This window comes from Clostridium sp. AF34-13 (assembly GCF_003477845.1).
In the GTDB taxonomy this organism is placed as follows: domain Bacteria; phylum Bacillota; class Clostridia; order Lachnospirales; family Lachnospiraceae; genus Butyribacter; species Butyribacter intestini.
The window spans coordinates 19,058-37,904 of sequence record NZ_QUEB01000020.1 but is presented as its reverse complement, the minus strand read 5'-3'; the positions used below and the strand labels follow the sequence as shown (position 1 = coordinate 37,904).

The 18,847-nt window shown below is 37.0% G+C and carries 13 protein-coding genes and 1 pseudogene; all 14 read right to left on the bottom strand.

The annotated features are described in order from the left end of the window. Positions 1–113: 113 nt before the first annotated feature. On the bottom strand, positions 114–2,015 hold the full coding sequence (locus DWZ63_RS16170) for a [Fe-Fe] hydrogenase large subunit C-terminal domain-containing protein (RefSeq protein ID WP_055945399.1): 1,902 nt from the start codon (positions 2,013–2,015) through the stop codon (positions 114–116). Positions 2,016–2,288: 273 nt separating this feature from the next. Next, positions 2,289–2,921, bottom strand: coding sequence for a thiamine phosphate synthase (locus tag DWZ63_RS14225; protein WP_243020648.1), 633 nt, complete (start codon positions 2,919–2,921; stop codon positions 2,289–2,291). 88 nt (positions 2,922–3,009) lie between these two features. Beyond that, positions 3,010–4,266, bottom strand: a complete 1,257-nt coding sequence (gene thiH, locus DWZ63_RS14220) for a 2-iminoacetate synthase ThiH (protein ID WP_118500230.1) — start codon at positions 4,264–4,266, stop codon at positions 3,010–3,012. Positions 4,267–4,458: 192 nt separating this feature from the next. Continuing rightward, complete coding sequence (locus tag DWZ63_RS14215; protein ID WP_055945674.1) at positions 4,459–5,229, bottom strand: thiazole synthase; 771 nt, start codon at positions 5,227–5,229, stop codon at positions 4,459–4,461. Positions 5,230–5,247: 18 nt separating this feature from the next. Further along, positions 5,248–5,427, bottom strand: a pseudogene (gene thiS, locus DWZ63_RS16250) (sulfur carrier protein ThiS); the annotation flags it as partial. Between the two features lie 479 nt (positions 5,428–5,906). Next, complete coding sequence (locus tag DWZ63_RS14210; RefSeq protein ID WP_182431544.1) at positions 5,907–8,666, bottom strand: transporter substrate-binding domain-containing protein; 2,760 nt, start codon at positions 8,664–8,666, stop codon at positions 5,907–5,909. A gap of 57 nt (positions 8,667–8,723) precedes the next feature. After that, entirely contained in the window at positions 8,724–9,833 is a 1,110-nt protein-coding gene (locus DWZ63_RS14205; protein WP_055945404.1) for an SGNH/GDSL hydrolase family protein, read from the bottom strand. Positions 9,834–9,940: 107 nt separating this feature from the next. Continuing rightward, positions 9,941–11,254, bottom strand: coding sequence for a hypothetical protein (locus DWZ63_RS14200; RefSeq protein ID WP_118500228.1), 1,314 nt, complete (start codon positions 11,252–11,254; stop codon positions 9,941–9,943). Continuing rightward, positions 11,247–11,906 carry a hypothetical protein gene (locus tag DWZ63_RS14195; protein WP_055945407.1) on the bottom strand — a complete coding sequence of 220 codons (660 nt, stop codon included), beginning with the start codon at positions 11,904–11,906 and terminating at the stop codon, positions 11,247–11,249. Before DWZ63_RS14195 ends, DWZ63_RS14200 begins: the two co-directional genes overlap by 8 nt. A gap of 105 nt (positions 11,907–12,011) precedes the next feature. Next, positions 12,012–14,021, bottom strand: coding sequence for an ATP-dependent helicase (locus tag DWZ63_RS14190; protein WP_118500227.1), 2,010 nt, complete (start codon positions 14,019–14,021; stop codon positions 12,012–12,014). 146 nt (positions 14,022–14,167) lie between these two features. Next, entirely contained in the window at positions 14,168–14,905 is a 738-nt protein-coding gene (locus tag DWZ63_RS14185; RefSeq protein WP_182431543.1) for a Sir2 family NAD-dependent protein deacetylase, read from the bottom strand. A gap of 129 nt (positions 14,906–15,034) precedes the next feature. Beyond that, positions 15,035–15,643 carry a cytidylate kinase-like family protein gene (locus DWZ63_RS14180; RefSeq protein ID WP_055945412.1) on the bottom strand — a complete coding sequence of 203 codons (609 nt, stop codon included), beginning with the start codon at positions 15,641–15,643 and terminating at the stop codon, positions 15,035–15,037. 132 nt (positions 15,644–15,775) lie between these two features. Continuing rightward, entirely contained in the window at positions 15,776–17,464 is a 1,689-nt protein-coding gene (locus DWZ63_RS14175; RefSeq protein WP_118500225.1) for a diguanylate cyclase, read from the bottom strand. A gap of 114 nt (positions 17,465–17,578) precedes the next feature. Continuing rightward, a complete protein-coding gene (gene fabV, locus DWZ63_RS14170; protein WP_118500224.1) occupies positions 17,579–18,769 on the bottom strand; it encodes an enoyl-ACP reductase FabV in 1,191 nt (396 codons plus the stop codon). Positions 18,770–18,847 lie beyond the last annotated feature (78 nt).

The window sequence follows — 18,847 nt, the reverse complement described above, 5'->3', positions numbered from 1 at the left end:
TTTTATAAAATTCATGCCACCTATCGTATAAGCAATCTTATATAGACCACAATGTTAATTATATAGTAATTTTATCCTAAAACATACTAAATTTTGACTCACACTTCTGCCTGCTATATAAGCTTGACACTTTCCTCAATATCACCCGACATCATTTGCAAACTCTGGCTCTGTGCAGAAATTTCTTCTGTTGTTGCTGCTATAGCCGCTACTTTCTCGTTTATACTTTCAATGTCATTTACGAGATTTTTAATAAGTTCAATACAAAGCTGCATCTTCGGCAATGTCTCATCTGCCTTATTATTATTCTGAATGATAAGTGTTTTAGTCTCATCTGCAAGTTTGCCAATCTGCCCCGCAACAACCGCAAATCCTCTGCCCGATTCGCCTGCCCTCGCCGCTTCTATTGAAGCATTTAACGATAACATATTTGTCTGACCGGCTATTCCCGTAATATTCTCAGATGTAGACTTAAACACATCGATAAATTCTGATATTACACTGAGTGAATCAGTAAGCTCGTTACATCTTTCAGATATTTCAGAAACCATCTTTGAAATATCTGTCGCTTCGCCCGCAGATGTATCGTTTGCCTTTGATAATTCAGCAATTCCACTGCCTAAACTTTCAAATTGCTTTACGATTTCTGCTATCATTTCGTCCTTTTTTATCTGATTTTCTTTTTCAGTTTCACGAAGCTTTGAAGTCTCATCCCTCTCATTCTCTACAACACTCTTTATGTAATAAATACAATTTTCTTTTCGATTGATGCCATTGTAAATAGCCTTAACCATCTCTTTACAACTGTCATAACCACAGCATCCGCAGTCAATACATTGCTGCTCGCTCGTAATTTTATTCATATCTCTAAAGATTTCGTTCTGCTGTGCTGCCGACGGTGTATTAACATCTATCTTTCTGTCTGTATAATTTCTGACAAAGTCATTGAGGCTAAGATTTTCAAACTGCCTGCATAATGCCTTGTATCTTTCCTGTGGGCTCGCATTTTCAGTCCATGACGATATTTTTTGAACTTTAAATCGAGATTTCTTCGCCTCTTTCTTTGCAATTTTTCTCTGTCTTGACATTTCAGCATACACTTTCTGCCCATCAATCCCTGACTGCGTACCTGTTCCAAACAGACAGCCGTTTGCACAGTTGAGTATATCTATCATTATAGGACTATCCGATGACGGTTTATACTCATCCAAAAATCTATATGCTTCATGTTCACCTTCAACCTGTCTGACAGACACATCCTCACCAAGGAACCATTTTACATTTTCCTTTAAGCCGCCCGGCATAGGATACATACTTCCAAGACCATATGCAAGTTCGTCATTGTATTCCCTCGCTGTTTTGTATGCATCACCTATATAATCCATAAAATTGTTAAATGTCACATTGTATGAAATGAGCTGCTCACAATTTTTATCGTTTATCTCTGATTTTTTAGCAATACAAGGTGATAAAAATGCTATCTTTTCCGTGATGTGTTCATATTTTTTCAAATACTTTGCCATGCACATGACCGGACTGTAAACAGGCATCATATATTCTATAAGTTCTTTTCTATACTTTTCTATATAATTTACAACTGCCGGACATGGACTTGAAATCATACCTTTCTTTCCTGTTTTTTCAAAATATTTAAGATACCCCCATGTGCAAATGTCAGCACCAAAACTTACACTGTAAATGTGTGACACACCGAGTTCCTTTAGATAACCGAGTATCCTTTTATACTGTGCCGGATAATTTGCTATAAATGCAGGAGCGATAACAACAGTTATCTTTTGACCATTTTTAACAGCATCAAAAAATTCTTTTGTATCATCCGTATATTCCCTTGCATTATGAGTACATACATCTATGCACTCTCCACAATCTATGCAGGCATCCAAAACAACATTTACCTTGTCATTCTCTACCGCACTGTTTGATGGAAAAACCGGGCAATTTCTAATACATTTGTTGCACCCTGTACATAATTCATTTGTATTTATAAAACTCACACCTATCCACCTTCTTTGCTTAAATCTTATATATGTATTTTACCCTATTTTTTTTCTCATATCAACAAAATATGACAATTTTTACAGTAAATAATAACAGTTCAGCCAAAAAAAGATAAGTCAATAATACACGAGCTTGCTCGATGTATTATTGGCTTGTTTTTTTGAGCTGAACTGTTACCTTAATTTTATATTTTTAATTAAACAGAGTTTTTACCTATATAATATACGCATATTATAATATTTTACACATTTTTGTATATGCCAAGCATTTCACTTCATAAAACCCGACATCATACAGACACCTTTTGCCCCGGCAGCTATACAGCTGCTCATATTTTCCTTAGATATTCCACCTATGGCATAGACATCTATGTCAACGCTTTCGCATACTTCCTTAAGAAAACCAAGCCCTCTCGGTGCAAGCCCTTTCTTGCAGTCTGTGACAAATACATGACCTGCTGTTATGTAGGATGCTCCAAGTTCCTCAGCCATCTTCGCCTGTTCTACTGAATGTGTCGAGACACCTATCACCTCAAAACAGTTTTTCTCTCTTTCTGTCATTTTCTCAAGAATATGAAGCGGAAGATGTATCTTTTTCACCCCGAGTTCGATTGCTTCCTTATAAAAATAATGAAGCACACATGACACTCCTGCATTTTCGCATATCTCAAGGACTTTAACGGCAAGCTCCCTGTATGTAACGGGTGGAAGATCCTTTTCACGAAGTATGATAAAGGCAGGCTGCTTTTTTGCAGCCTCCTCTATCTTTTCAAGAAACGGAGTAAATGAGGACATTTCTTCCCTTTTTTTTATGAAGTTCATCTTGTCTGTGGTTTCTGCATATGCTTTTGCAAATTTTGTATTTGTGTCTAATTCGCCTGCAGTTTCTGCATATGCTTTCACGAGCCTGCGGTTTGTCACACAAACAACGTTTGTGTTATAAACAACGTTTGTGTTATAAACAATGTTTGTGTTATAAACAATGTTCTTTCTATCCAACATACACATAATCATTGAGGACTGGCTGCAATCCCTCATCCTCCATATCTCCATACATCTCATCAAAACTTCTTGCGTCAGAAATTTCAAACTGCTCATCGCCTGCATCTGCATCGTCCTCGCCTGCATATTTGCTCTCATGGTCGCCTATGCCGGTTGATACTCCCGCCGAAACCTTTGTTGCGGCAATTTTTACTATTCCGTCCCTAAAATGCTTCTGCTCTCTTGATGAAACCGTTATTCCAATATACGGCAGGAATATCCTGTATGCACAAAGCACCTGACAAAGCTCTTTTTCGTGCACATCAAGTGGATTTATCTTATCATTATTGATGATAGGACGAAGTCTCGGACATGAAAGTGAATACTCAACATGAGGATATTTTCTCTGAAGATAATAAACATGAAGTGCACTTGCAAGTGCATCCTTTCTAAAATCTGAAAGACCTAAAAGTGCTGAGAAACCTACACCTCTCATGCCTCCCATGATGGCACGCTCCTGTGCTTCAAACCTGTAAGGAAATACTCTTTTATGTCCCATAAGATGAAGTGTCTCGTATTTATCTGAATTGTATGTCTCCTGGAACACCGTTATATAATCGGCACCGCACTCGTGAAGATACTTGTACTCATCACTGTTTACCGGGTAAATCTCAAGACCTACATTTCTAAAATACTTTGCGGCAAGTTTACACGCTTCACCTATGTATTTAACATCACTTGCACTTCTGCTCTCACCCGTGAGCATAAGTATTTCCTCGATGCCTGAGTCGGCGATGACTTTCATCTCATGCTCTATCTCATCAGCATTGAGTTTCTTTCTGTTAATGTCATTGTAGCAGTTAAAACCACAGTAAACACAATAATTCTCACAATAATTAGCAATATAGAGCGGTGTAAACAAATAGACCGTATTTCCAAAATGTTTGCTCGTCTCAATCTTTGCTCTCTGTGCCATCTCTTCAAGGAACGGAGCGGCGGCAGGTGACAAAAGAGCCTTGAAATCCTCAATATTGCAAGTCTCACTGTTAAGTGCCCTTCGCACATCAACAGCAGTATATTTATCATAATCATATGAATTCATCTGAGAGAGAACCTTATCCATAACATCAGAATTTATCTGCTCCATCCCCTCCATATACTCCATGTGATTAGTACGGCAGGATGGGTCAGTCTCTAACTTATGCTTATGCTCTAAAGCCTTTTCTGACAATTTATCAGAATCTACAAAAAATTGATTTTCAGCCATTTTTCTTCCTCTTTTCCTATATGATGTAAATTCAACTTATTCTCATATTCAACCTAAATTGACAAAACTATCTTAACTATATTTTACTATGCCGTAACATATAATATAAGCCGATAAAATCCGTAAAGCGGATTGCTCATGAATGCAGTCGTTTTGCAATCTGCGTTCAATATCTTACAAGATTTCATCCGATCAATCCCTCAAAAATCCCGTAAGCGGATCAGAGGCCTGTGCACCTCTCTCAAGCACTCGTCCAAGTCCCGCAAGATATGCATTTCTTCCTGCTTCGATAGCTGACTTAAATGCACCTGCCATCGCCGGAATATCACCGGCTGTCGCAATAGCCGTGTTTGCCATGATAGCGGCGGCTCCCATCTCCATAGCTTCACAAGCCTGTGAAGGTTTTCCGATACCTGCATCAACGATTACCGGAAGATCTGACTCGTCAATTATTATCTGGATAAATTCTTTTGTCGCAAGACCTTTGTTTGAACCTATTGGTGATGCAAGCGGCATGATAGCGGCGGCTCCCGCATTTGCAAGATCTCTCGCTGTATAAAGGTCAGGGTACATATAAGGAAGCACCGTAAATCCCTCTTTTGCAAGAATTTCCGTAGCCTTTACCGTCTCGGCATTGTCAGGAAGAAGATATTTGCTGTCTTTCATTATCTCAATCTTTACGAAATCACCGCAGCCGAGTTCTCTTGACATTCTTGCTATTCTGACTGCTTCTTTTGCATCCCTTGCACCTGATGTATTAGGAAGAAGTGTTACACCCTCCGGGATATAATCGAGAATATTTTCACTTTTCTTTGTATTTGTTCTTCTTACCGCAAGTGTGATTATCTGTGCACCTGCATTTTCAACAGCCGCTTTGATAAGCTCCATTGAATATTTTCCTGAACCTAAAATAAATCTTGATGAAAACTCTTTTCCACCTAATGTAAATGTATCTTTTGACATACCACTGCCACCTCCAACAAAACTTACTATTTCTACAACATCATTATCTTTTAAAATATAATTTGAATAGTCACTTTTATCAATTATCTTTTCGTTACACTCAACCGCAATGTGCGTAACCTTATAATCATTGTCATCAAGGTATTTCTGAATAGTCATACCTGCCGCATTTTCGTCTTTTCCATTAATATGTACCATATATCGCTCTCCTTTAAAATTAGTATTGTCTGAGGACAAGTTATCTTGCCTTGCGAATTTAATAACTAGAGAACAAAGTGGGCAAACCTGCTTATATTTCATTTTTTCTAAATCTTTGATGGTTTTGCAACACTTTGCGTGCCAGATGCGTGTTGCACGTTTTTTGCAACTAATTACTTTACGCATCTGTGCACATCCGCGGAGCTTTTTTTATTATATATGACTTTGTCATATATAATAAAAAAAGCCACACAAAGAAATACACCCGCGGTGGTGTACCCCTTCATGTGACTTAAATATAATGCCATCCACACTAATGTGAATTGCAACTTAAATCTCACTCTGCCGTATATATTAACCCATTTCTAGTGTGAATGTCAAGTGTAGATTTGATTCTTATCTGACTTTTAGTAACAGTTCAACCCTAAAAATATAATCGGTAATATTTAGGCTTGCTCATTGTATTGCTGATTATATTTTTAATTTTCTTTATGGATAAGTGACACAAGCGTTTTTATAAGCATCTTTATATCTATCGGCTTTGTCAAATGTGCATTCATTCCAGCCTGCATTGTTCTTTTCATGTCCTCATCAAATGCATCTGCCGTCATCGCTATTATAGGGATGCTTTTTGCTCTCTCATGCGATGAATTTCTGATTATCTTTGTCGCCTGCATCCCATCAATTTTAGGCATTCTGACATCCATAAGTATAACATCATATCTGCCCTGGGCTGACTTTAAATACATATCTACTACTTCCTGACCGTCTTTTGCACGCTCTACATTCATTCCATGTGCTTTCAATATTTCCATTGCAACGGCAGCATTTATATCATTATCCTCTGCCAATAATACATTTTTATCCTTTAAAATACTTTCGTCCGGCTTTACTGCTGAATTTCTTTTTGCTTCATCAATACTATGAACTTCCCTGTCAAAGTCTATCGTAAATGTTGTGCCTTTCATGGGTTCACTCTCACATTCTATAGTTCCACCCATTATCTCAACAAGATTTTTTACAATCGTAAGTCCAAGTCCGGTTCCCTCAACTTTATTTGTAAATTCATTATATTCCTGTTCAAACGGCATAAACATCTTTTTCTGAAATTCTTTGCTCATCCCACAACCATAATCTCTTATTACACAATGAATATGAACAAGTTTTTCATCTATGTCCTCTACCTCCATTATCCAATCGACATAGGAACCGCTGTTTGAAAACTTCAACGCATTATTTATGATGTTTACATATATCTGCTTTGTCCTAAGCGGATCTATCTTGATAAGAAAAGATCTGTATTTACTGAAATCTGCCCTAAGTTCAACATTGTATTTTTTTGCATTTGCCTCTAACATTTTCTTTATTGAACCAACAAAATCCATGCTCTCGACATATTCTTCTTTTAATTCAATCTTATTCTGCTCAATCTTGTTCATATCCAGAATGTCGTTTATTATCTGCAGCAGAAAATTGCCGGAATCAATTATCTGGTCTATGCACTCATCTTTTTTCTTTATCTCCGTGCTCGACCGTCCTATAGCCGCCATGCCGAGTATAGCATTCATAGGTGTTCTTATCTCATGACTCATTCTCGATAAAAAGTCGGTTTTTGCACGGCTTGCTTTTATTGCCTCATCACTCTTTTGCTGTATCTGCTCAATAAACTTCTTTTTGCTGTTTATGTAGATTAATGTTCCGATAACTGCAAATACAAGTATAAATGAAACAAATGAAAGTATATCTATATAAGAGTACAGCTTATCATACCACGAAAGGTCAGACCATTTATATGCTGTATCTTTATCTATAATATTTTTTCTTTCTTCTGATGTTATGTACTGTATTCCCTTGTTTAAAGCTGATTCTAATATGGAATTGTTGTTTATCGCAAGACCAAACGGCAATGATATATTATCAAATTCTCTTATATCAAGCTTCCTGTATCTCGGATTTTGAATGATAAACTTCGCATTGTATGTACTGGTCGCAAATGCATCCACCTCACCGTCATTTACCCCATTACAGGCATCTTCTATCGTGTCATACTCAACAATATTGTATTTTGTTTTGTTTTTCAGACAATCTGATATATATTTATATTTTTTTACAACCGCAATTCGCGCATTATCATTAAGTGTTCCATAACTGCTCTTTGTTATATAATTTATATCTGAGTCAAACAGACTCTTTGTTTTATAATACATCAGGTCATCAACATAGACTGGCAGTACAATATCAGTTTTCGTACTATTGAACATATCATAGGGATCTTTCGTATTTATCGCAAAATACCTAAACTTTATTCCGAGCTTTTCGCCCAGCTTATCCATAAGGTCTACTGCTATCCCTTTATATTTATGACTCTTTTTGTCATAATAACTTATAGGCTTATAGTCATCATATACTGCAACATTTAATGTATTGTTTTTTCTGAGATAATTTTCTTCGTACTTTCCAAGAGGTGTGTTTATTCTGTCCGGATAATATTTTACATTAAGAGCATTTTCAAATGTCGGCTCGGCAAGCTTAAGCTCCGTAAGTGCTTTATTGACATTTTTATAATATGGATTAGTGTTTTTCATAACAATATAATTATGGGATACACTGAATTTATTTAATATCTTCATATCATCAGTAAGATCCATAACATTGCTTATGACACCGTCCACTTTCTCATCGTCTAAAGCCTGTTTACATTCATTGTAATCATCATAATATACTAAATTTTTATATACATTTATGGATTTTAAATATGACTTCATCCCAACATAATCAAGGAGCTGTTTTGTTATTGCAATCTTCATCCTGCCTATGCTGTTATAGTCATCATAATACAGGTCACCACGGTTTTTCTTCGTCATTATGGCATGGTAAGTAGTCATTATATCTTCAGTAGTAAAACTCAGTTCACTTAAAGCCTTAACCGACTCCGATACCGGCATCATAATATCAATGCTGTCACTTTTAAGAAGCCCCGGCAATTCTTCCCACGATTTTACTTTTATATAACTATAATCAAAATGAATACTTGAAAATTTGGATATTTCGTTCAGATAATCTACACCATATCCACATTCATCTCCATTTGAATCGTACTCAAAAAATCCGTCAAGCCGGCAAAAACCTACTTTAAGTTTTACTGTCGACAATTCGTCTGCTGACGCAGTATCGGAATCAAAAATGCTGACTGCTGACAGCAATAAGCATATCATACATATATATTTTAATTTAACCAATATATCCCGCATTTTTAATCAGACCTTTCCCATAAAACCTTAGCTGTAAGTATTTTATTATTTTTTTAATATTTCAATTATCTTTTTCTCAACAATTTCAGCCGTTTTTCTATGAGTCTTAACCGTAGGATGCCAGTTTATGCTGAGTCCGTCAGCTTCATCCTGAAACGGAAGTTCAAGATAATATACATTATCCGTATTATTCTTACTGTTAAAAAGTTCAACCGCTCTTTCTACTGAACCACACAGTCTTTTATCCATCGTACCGAGCATACATAAAATCGGTATTTCAGGATTTTTACTCCTTATCGTACCGAGGAATTTTGTATAACCGTTTACAAATTCTTCGTTTCGTGCTGCATCATTATCCGTGTAACTTGCATCATTTGTTCCAAGATACACCGTGATAATGTCCGGAATAAAATTACTGTTATCCCACTTTTCCCATTTGTCCTCAGGTGTGTGAAGATAATCCCTCTCGCAGCCTGCGTCCGTATATTCGTAAAGCATCGGCACAAGCCAGTCCGCATCTTTAACCTTTGGTGCATCTTCTCCTATGTATGCCGTAATCACACCTTTACCGTTCCATGCAACAACATTTACATCCGCATCAAGATGTGTTGCCGTAAGAAGTGAATATGCTCCCATCGGATTTTCTTTTGAAGTATCATGCTGTGTCTCTTCAACTCCACCCTCATTGCCATATCCGCAGGTAATCGAATCACCTACCATTTCTATCTTAAGCTTTTTAGCCGCAGGAGGTGTCAAAATCTCCTCACTGTCCGTCTCTATCCATTTGATGCCGCAAGCTGCATACTCTGCTTCTGAATATTTTATAAGAGTGACTGTTACCGTTTTTTCTTCATCTGACTCATAAAGTACATACTCAGCTTCGTCTTTGTCAAGACAAAATCTTTTATATGGCTCCTCATCGGCAGCCGCACCATACGATATTTCATTATCCTTTTCTTCCTTAACAAACACGGCAACCCATGCGTAATCTCTCTTTTCATGGGTTGAGGCATCCGATACCAATTCCACCTTTGCTGTCTTTCCCTTAAATCTGAACGATACACTTGAACCGGTATAACCGAGATAACGCACTCCGTCCCTGTATATGGTTCGTCCCGTTATCTTAGTATTGTTCTCATCTGCTGCAAATCTCATAAATTCTCCTCGATTCTATTATCCTCATTTTCAGGCGGATATTCATAATCCGCTCTGCTGCTTTCTTTTAATACTATTATCTGCTTCTGATATTTAATATCATTTATCTATCCTGCCGGAGTTGCTGTCGGTGCAGTCTCAACACTTTTATTTATATCAAGCCAGCAAGCCTGCCTTAAGGCTATTTCACTGTTTGATACATCCTCTCCTTTTATATTTCCGTCAGTCTGTACGCACAATATCTCATTTGACTTTTCGCCTGCTTCTTTAAGCCAATATGCCGTATCTGCCTGTGGAATCACATTCTTGTATTTTTCAAAATCATCCTTTGAAAGTTCAAAGAAGTATTCAGGAAATTCACTGTCGTCAGCCGATTTCACATAATTTTGAACCACGACAAGTCCAAGTTCGTTGTCGGAATATTTTTTCAACTGCTTTGTGTTGAGCCAGCGGCGGGCTTTTGACTCATACCAGTCGTTACTTTCCGTTTCCTCCATCGAAAATCTCTTTTTCTTACCTGCTTTTTCTTTCATCATAAGCACTTTGCCATCAGATGTTTTTTCAAGAATGACCCAGTTTGCAGTTCCAAATATAACCACATCACCGACATTCGCTGCCTGTATAAATTTCTTTTCAAGTTTTGCAGCTCTCTCCTGTGCGTCAAACTTTTTCTCAGCCTTTTTGAAATTTATCAAAGCCGATTTGTCCTTTCCTTTTTTCTCCTTTTTCAATCCTATATAATAATAGCACTTTTTCATATTACCATTTGCAACCAAAAAGCCATTTGCTTCTTTATAGTTGGCTATGGCAAGTTTGTATTTTTTTTGTGACTGGTGATATATCCCCTTGCACATCGGATACACCGGAGTTTGCCAAAGGAATACTATCAGTGCAGCAAAAACAGCCAGCACAATTCCTCTTCTTTTATATGCTGCCTTAGTTTCAAGTTTTAATATTCCTTTCTGACATTCTTCTATATGCCTGTCACATTCTTCGACCTTGTACTTGAACTTTTTACATCTTTCAAAATTCTCTATGGCATCTACAAAATCGCTTTTAGTCTTTGACTTTTTCTGTCTTTGGCACGATAAATCAAACACCTCAGCAGTTCCGTTCTTTACCGCTTTATCAGCAATCTCAAGACACTTTGCCCTTCTCTCATCGGAATCAAGATATCCTGGGATTTTTCCAAACTTAGCGGCAGCATTGTTCATAGAAATATAAACTCTTTCAAATCTCTCAACGCAGTCTGCAGCTTCCATCACTGAAACCGCTGAATTGTATATTTTTTCTTCTGCAGACAGAACTCTTACTTCTTTTCCTGCCGCTTTTTTTGCCGCATCCCTTGCAGCCTTTATAGCCGCCCTTTTTTCAGCTTTTAGAGTTGCTTTATCTTTTTTATTTTCAAAAGTATCAGCCATTTGCATTTTCCACCTTATTTTTTTTCCTATCAAAGATTTTTCCAACATAGTCCACGGTAGGTCCCATCATTATGACCATACATACAGTCATAATACCAACTTCCCCACCTGCCGCAAATCCTATACATGTTGCCACCAGGTCATAGATAATCCTTACAACCCTGAATGTATTTTTTCCCGTATATTTTTCTATCTTATCACTTATAAGAAATGATACCGCATCATAAGGAGCTGTACCGTGTCCACTCTGCATATATACTGCTGCCGCAACAACAAATATTATAAGTCCCGGTATCAGAAAGCCGACTCGCATACCAAGTGAAAGATGTGACGGTACATGAAAAATATCCTTAAACACCCATGAGAAAAAATCTGCTGAATATCCGACAAGTATCATATTTCCCAGAGTTCCTGTTCCTATAAGTTTTCTCTCAAATATGACAACAAGTACAAGAAGTACCAAATTTGATATAAGCTGATAGTTTCCAAATGTCATGCCGAGTCTGGCTGAAATGCCATAATTCATAGCGGAATACGGGTCCGTCCCCATATCACTTAAAACAAGCATTGCCACGCACATTCCCATAAGGATAACAGCTATTATCATCATAAAAAAACTTTTTGTCCACTCTTTAGTAAATTTAAAATTCATAATTCTTTCCTATCCCATTTATTTTTACTCTCAGAAAACATAATATCACAGCAACCACCCATTGTCACGCTATTTCTTTGTGTTACCTCTTTTTATAGTAACAATTCATCCTTGCTTTTTATATCTTATATTGGTCTGCCCAAATACATACTGTTTTGAACTTACCTGTTTTTGTGCCTTGCTATACTTAAAATCACGCTTTTCTCTCTCTGCTATAAGTGTCCTCTTTGCCCTCAACTCCTCTTTCTCCATTTGTACCTTTTCAAAATCTTTATTTTGTATCTCATAAACAAACCTTGAAACATCTGCATCTTTGTTAAATCTCTCTTTAACATAATATATATGAAGATGTTTTTTCGCCCTTGTCATAGCCACATAAAACATTCTTCTCTCTTCTTCCATGTCGGCATCAAGAACCGCTTTTGAGTGCGGTGTCACCCCCTCGTTTGCATCAGGTATGAATACACATTCATATTCAAGTCCCTTTACTCCATGCATTGTCATAAGAAGTACGGCATCCGACTGTTCCTGCCCGTTAGAAAGCATCCTGCTCTTGACTGCCTGTTCTTTAAGTTCTTCCGAGTATGACCTTATATACTCAAACCACTCTTCAAAGTTATCATAGCCTTTTGCCTCCTCCTGAAGCTCATCTAAAAAATCCATCATCTCATCAGCTCTGACACCTTTGTACTCCGCATAGTCTTTTATATAATCGTCATATCCTATCCCGTTTCTTATAAAATTTATCGCCGGATACGGTTTCAGATTTGATAGCATTTTAAGGTCATACTGAAACTGCTCAAAACGCTCAATCATCCACTCCTTATCTTCATAATATTTTTTGAGTTCCTCTATATCGACAATGCTTTCAGTAAATGCTGACCGGTGCACATATCTTTTTGGTCTGTTTATAATACGGAGGAAATCAGCCCTCTCCCTGCTTCCCTGTGCAATTTTTATATATGTAATAATATCTCTGGCTATCCAGTGATCATACATATTGGGTATGCGTTCTTTCATAACAAACGGTATATTAAATTCCATCAGCTTTGAACTCATAGTCCTTGCCTGTGTATTTGTTCTAAAAAGCACCGCCATCTGACTGTACGGTATCCCGCTGTCTTTATATTCAAGTATCTTTGCCCTGATATTTTCACATTCTTCAGATATTTTGTTAAATTCTTTTATCTCTATTTCTTCCCCATACTCATTTTCAGCCGTAAGTTTTTTGGATAGTCTGTTTTTATTCTTTTCAATAAGTTTTGCGGCCCGTTCTACAATAGCACCGCTGCACCTGTAATTTATACCGAGTACATATCTTTTTGAATCTTTATAGTCCTTTAAAAACTGTTTCATTATGTCAGGCTTTGCACCTCTGAAACCATAAATTGACTGGTCATCATCACCTACGATAAAAAGATTGTTTTCAGGTGCGGCAAGCATTTTTACTATATCATATTGAACCTTATTTATGTCCTGAAACTCATCTATGAGAATATAAGGATACTGTTTATGCCACATCTGCCTTATGTCCTCTCTCGCCTTAAGAAGTTCATAACAATAGACCAGCATATCGTCAAAATCTATAAGTTTCCTGCCCTGTAAAGCTTTCTGATAGCCTGTAAATATTCTTCTGAAAGACTCTCCCGGACAGTTTGGCGAATAATAGTGTTGTAATTCTATCATCTCGCCCTTGACTCTGCTTATCTCCCCCTCAATATCATTTAAAAAGTCATTTTCATCCTGTATCTCTATATCTTCTTTATTTATAAGTTCTTTTAATATCTGTCTTTTAGTATCATCACGGATAATATTATCTGCAGTATAATGATACGCATATTTTAATATTGTAAAAAATATAGCATGAAATGTTCCAAAATATACTCTTTTAGAAGCATCACCCATCATGCTCTCATATCTTTTTTTCATCTGGACTGCCGCCGCTTTTGTGAATGTGATAACAAGTATGTTGGTATTTTTTACTCCTTTTTCCTCAACAAGATACCTGACTCGTTCTGTTATAACCCTCGTCTTTCCTGAGCCCGGTGTCCCTATAACAAGACATGGTCCCTTAAAATGTTCTATTGCTTTTTTCTGCTGTTCATTCAAATTCAAAACTGCTACTCCTAACTAAATGATTTAGGCAGGATTTCAAAACATACGAAACCCTGCCTTTTTATTTTGCTTTTCCATATCTTTTCCATAAACCTGTACCAGACAGATATTCCTAATCTGCCTGATAGATTTAAACTCATCTGTATCTAAAAATCCATAACCTGTGCAAACATATCCCTTAGATTTCCATATGCCCTGTAGTCTGCACGATCATCACCAACTTTTTCAATGTCATTTAAAAGAAGAAGCTTATCCCCCTGATAATACTTCACCATATAACGACAGAGTGTTGAGTTTATCCCTGCACCTAATACTAATAGTATATCCGCATTCTCAACTATGGTGCTCGCCTTACTTATTTTTCCATTGTCAAGCATCTCTCCAACAAGTGTAAATCCCGGTCTGAGTGGGATACCGCACTTTTCACATACCGGTATGCCTTTTGCGTGCTTTATATAATGTGAGTCATATAATCTTTTACACCTTGGACATACATTCTCATCTACAGAACCGTGAAGCTTTATGACATTGCTGCATCCTACTTTATCATATATAGAATAAACCGAACGCGTAACCACTGCACTGAGCTTACTGCACTGCTGCAATTTATATATACCATAATGAATGGGCGAAGGCTGCGGATCATCAATATTTAAAATAACTTCCTTATAATACTTGTAAAACAGAGCCGCACGTCTCGTGTAAAATGATGAAGATACTATCTCATCGTTTGGGTAACCATATTTTTGCTCAACATCATATGCGAGATGCTCAGCATTTACACCGTTAAGTCCCATGTCATATGTAATGTTCATACCCGCAAGCACTACGATATTTCCGCCCTCGCGTATAATGTCTCTCATTTTTTCAAGAACCTGCTCCATAGAACCCTCATTTCTGCACACATTTTTGTGCATAGTGTGAAATACAAAATCTGTGTCAAGTGTGCACAGACACAAATCTTCGGTGCGAAAAACCTATCTTCACACTTTCTCCTTTCATGATACCTAAAATCACTCTCCAAGATATGTGCATATACACTTTACAGCGTTATCAATGCCTGAAAGATCACTTCTGACAACAAGGTCATAGTTGTTTAAATCTGTCCACTTTTCACCTACATGATAATTGTAATAATTGCCTCTTCTCTTATCATTTTTCAAGATGACATCTGCCGCCTTATTTTCCTCGATATCATACTCACTCACGGCACGCTCAATCCTAAATGACATTGCTGCCTTTATGAAAAGATTTACTACATCCTCTCTCTCTTTTAATACATAATCAGCACATCTTCCCACTATAATGCACGGTCCCTCCTCCGCAACCTTTCTGATAACATCAGACTGTGCAAGGAAAATCCTGTCATCAAGCGACAAACCACTGAAACCAAAATCCTGGTTTCCATAGACATTTATACCCATAGCAAGTGAATAAAGCAAACTGTTTGTAGCCTTATCCTCAGCTCTTGCAAATGTTTCCTCAGCAAATCCGCTCTCCTTTGCCGCTCTCGTAATGATTTCATTATCATAAAAAGGAATATCGTAATGTTTAGCAAGCTTTTGTCCTATCTCGCGTCCGCCGCTTCCATACTGTCTGCTTATCGTAATAATCTTATTCATAGGTCATGCCCCCCTGTTCTGATTTCCAATATAATTGGCTATTTTCCATAAATTATTATATATTCATTATACACTTTTTTTGCTATTTGCACAATGATTTTATTCTCTTTTTATGGCTGAACTGCTTGTGACCTAATATCTAAGCATCCATGAATTTTCAGGTTTTCTTTTTATTTCCTGTTTATTTTCATACATTGCAGCATCTGCTTTCTTGAAAACATCGTCATAACAACTATGTTTTTTACTGTCATAATGCACGATTCCCATAGCTACTGAAGCAAAATAATAATCAGGGTACATTTCATTTATCTGTTCAAACTGCTGTTCAAGATTTCTGCGGCAGTTGTTTAGCTGTTCCACGTCTGCATTTTCTATTATTGCAACAAACTCATCACCGCCTATCCTGAATACCGGGCTATGCTTAAATGCACGGCATATACATCTGCATGAATCTATAATAAGTATGTTTCCTTTTTCATGACCATAATTGTCATTTACATATTTCAGACCGTTTATATCAAAAATCGCAACCGCAAAATCAACCTCACTGTTTTTTATAACATCATCAATAATCTCTATGTATTCTTTATATGCAGTAACATTTTTAACTCCCGTAAGCCCATCAACATAAGCTTTTTGATTTGCATAGTTTAATGCATCCTGAAGTTCTAATATCTGCTGTTTTTCGTTTGAGATGTCCTGAACAGCAAATATAACATGCTTTAGCTTTCCATTTTCATCCCTGTCAACTTCTATAAATCTTGCACGACACCAGCCTACCTTTTTCCCCTTATACTCGGTAGATATATATTCATTTTTTCCCATTCGCTCATCAAGAGTTGATAAGTCGGTAAATTCAAGCATCATGTTTATATGCTTTTGCACGGCACGCTCTGAATATATTTTTCTCAATGCAGTTGAGGCACACTTTATGTCTCCAACAGCTTGATTAGCCAATGTATAATCTTTTATTCTCTCATAACTGTCATCATCCATATAAATGTAATACATGAATATGTAAATATTTGCCAACGAACTGACAGTATTGTACTGGCGTTTTTCATGATCAAGAGCTATCTTTAATTCTGCCTGGGAATATTCAAGCTCGATATTTTTCATAATGACTTCCTGTGCCACCTCATCAACACTAAGATTGCAATACGCACTTATAACACCTATACAGATACCTATCACAAGCATATTTGTCTGAGGCTCCATATTTTGAATAAGTGCACCTAGCATAACAGGCACAATAAATGATATTAGCACAACATATCTTTTGCCTCTGCCGGACTTTTTTTCAAGATATGCATCTTTTAACAATGCGGCTGTCGAAATCGTAATATAAACCGCAGGTACTATAAAAAGAAATCCATAATATTTTCCTCTCAAAAATTTACCCGCATCATTTATACTGTAAAATCCATCAACAAAACAGGCGATGATTATAATAACCATATTTATGACAGCCGGTATCGCACAATGCAGACAGCTCATCTGATTTGATATGATTGATGACTCCCTAAATATTCCTGAGTATATAAACCACAAAAATATCGTATAATTAAATGCTATAAAGGCACAAGCCCAAACCAGACTTCTTAGTCCTCTGCACATACTGATTATTCCATAATCTGCAAGATTACCTGCTGCAAATGCAGCAACCATGCAAAAACTTGAAAATGTAATCCAGAAATACAATTTCATGAAAATATCTTTTTTCTTCCAGCCATATATTCTTGTAATAATCAGCAACAATGTTGCCACACATATAATATCCGTTTTTGTATATGTCAACATTCCTTTTAATATTTCATGCACTCCATCAGCCTCCCAAAAACACAAAGTATAATCTGATCTGAATAACGGTTTCACATATATTTTTTAACAGATACTTATCTATTCATGTACTATGTGGTCAGCAAATAATAAATATTATTCTGCACTATCAAGACTTGGAATCTGCACCTGTATATCACAGTCCATTCCATAGTCAACACCGTCTATCTTAAATCCAAAAATCTCATAAAATTCTTTCCAATATTCGTCTATATCTGCAACTTCCGTAAGATTTTCAGGAGTTATCTCGTTCCAGATTTTCTCAACTTCCTGCTGAACCTCAGATTCCATCTCATAATCATCCATACGGATAAGTCTCTTATCATCAACCGGAACACCTGAAGGATTGCAAAGTCTATCATGCACAAGTCTATACATCTGCTGAATACATTCTTCATGCACATTTTTTTCTTTCATTACTTTTAAAAGTATTGACAGATATAATGGCACGATAGGAATAGCTGCACTTGACTGTGTTACAACAGCCTTGTTTACTGAAACATACGCACTTACTCCGTCAACCTGCTCGTCTATCTCATCGGCAGTCTTATATAAATCTGCTTTCGCCTTTCCGATAGAACCATCAAAATAGATAGGATGTGTAAGTACAGGTCCAATATATGAATATGCAACCGTCACTGCATTGTCTGAGAGCACATCCGCTTCTTTCATGGCATCTATCCATAAACGCCAGTCCTCACCGCCCATTACCTTAACGGTAGCGTTTATTTCGTCCTCTGTCGCAGGCTCAATAGTTACCTCTGAAATCTCATTTGTAGAAAGGTCTATCGTCTTGTTCGTGTATGCTCCGTCAGTTGTCTTTAACACTGAACGGTATGTCACCCCGTCAGGAGCTTTTCTTCTAGGTGCAGCCACACTATAGATAACCATGTCAACTTTGCCAAAATCTTTTTTTATAAGGTCTATTGTCTCTTTCTTTATATCATCTGAGAACGCATCACCGTTTATCGTCTTTGCATAATGACCGTCTTTTGTGGCAAACTCCTCAAATGCAACGGTATTGTACCATCCGGCTGTTCCCGTTCTTTTCTCTTTTCCTGCTTTGTCAAATATGACACCGATAGTATCTGCATCACATGAATATGTAAGTGCTATTCTGCTCGCAAGTCCATACCCCATTGAAGCACCGATGACAAGAACTTTCTTTGGTCCGTCAGTCTTTGGCATACTGTTTATATAATCAATCTGCTCCCTAACTGCAGCCTTACATCCCTCAGGGTGTGCAGTTGTGCACATAAATCCTCTTACTTTTGGTTCTACTATCATTTTCTTTTTCCTCCATAAAACAATGAATTTAGTTCTCTATAAAACTTTTAACTTATATTTTCTATTCAATATAATATC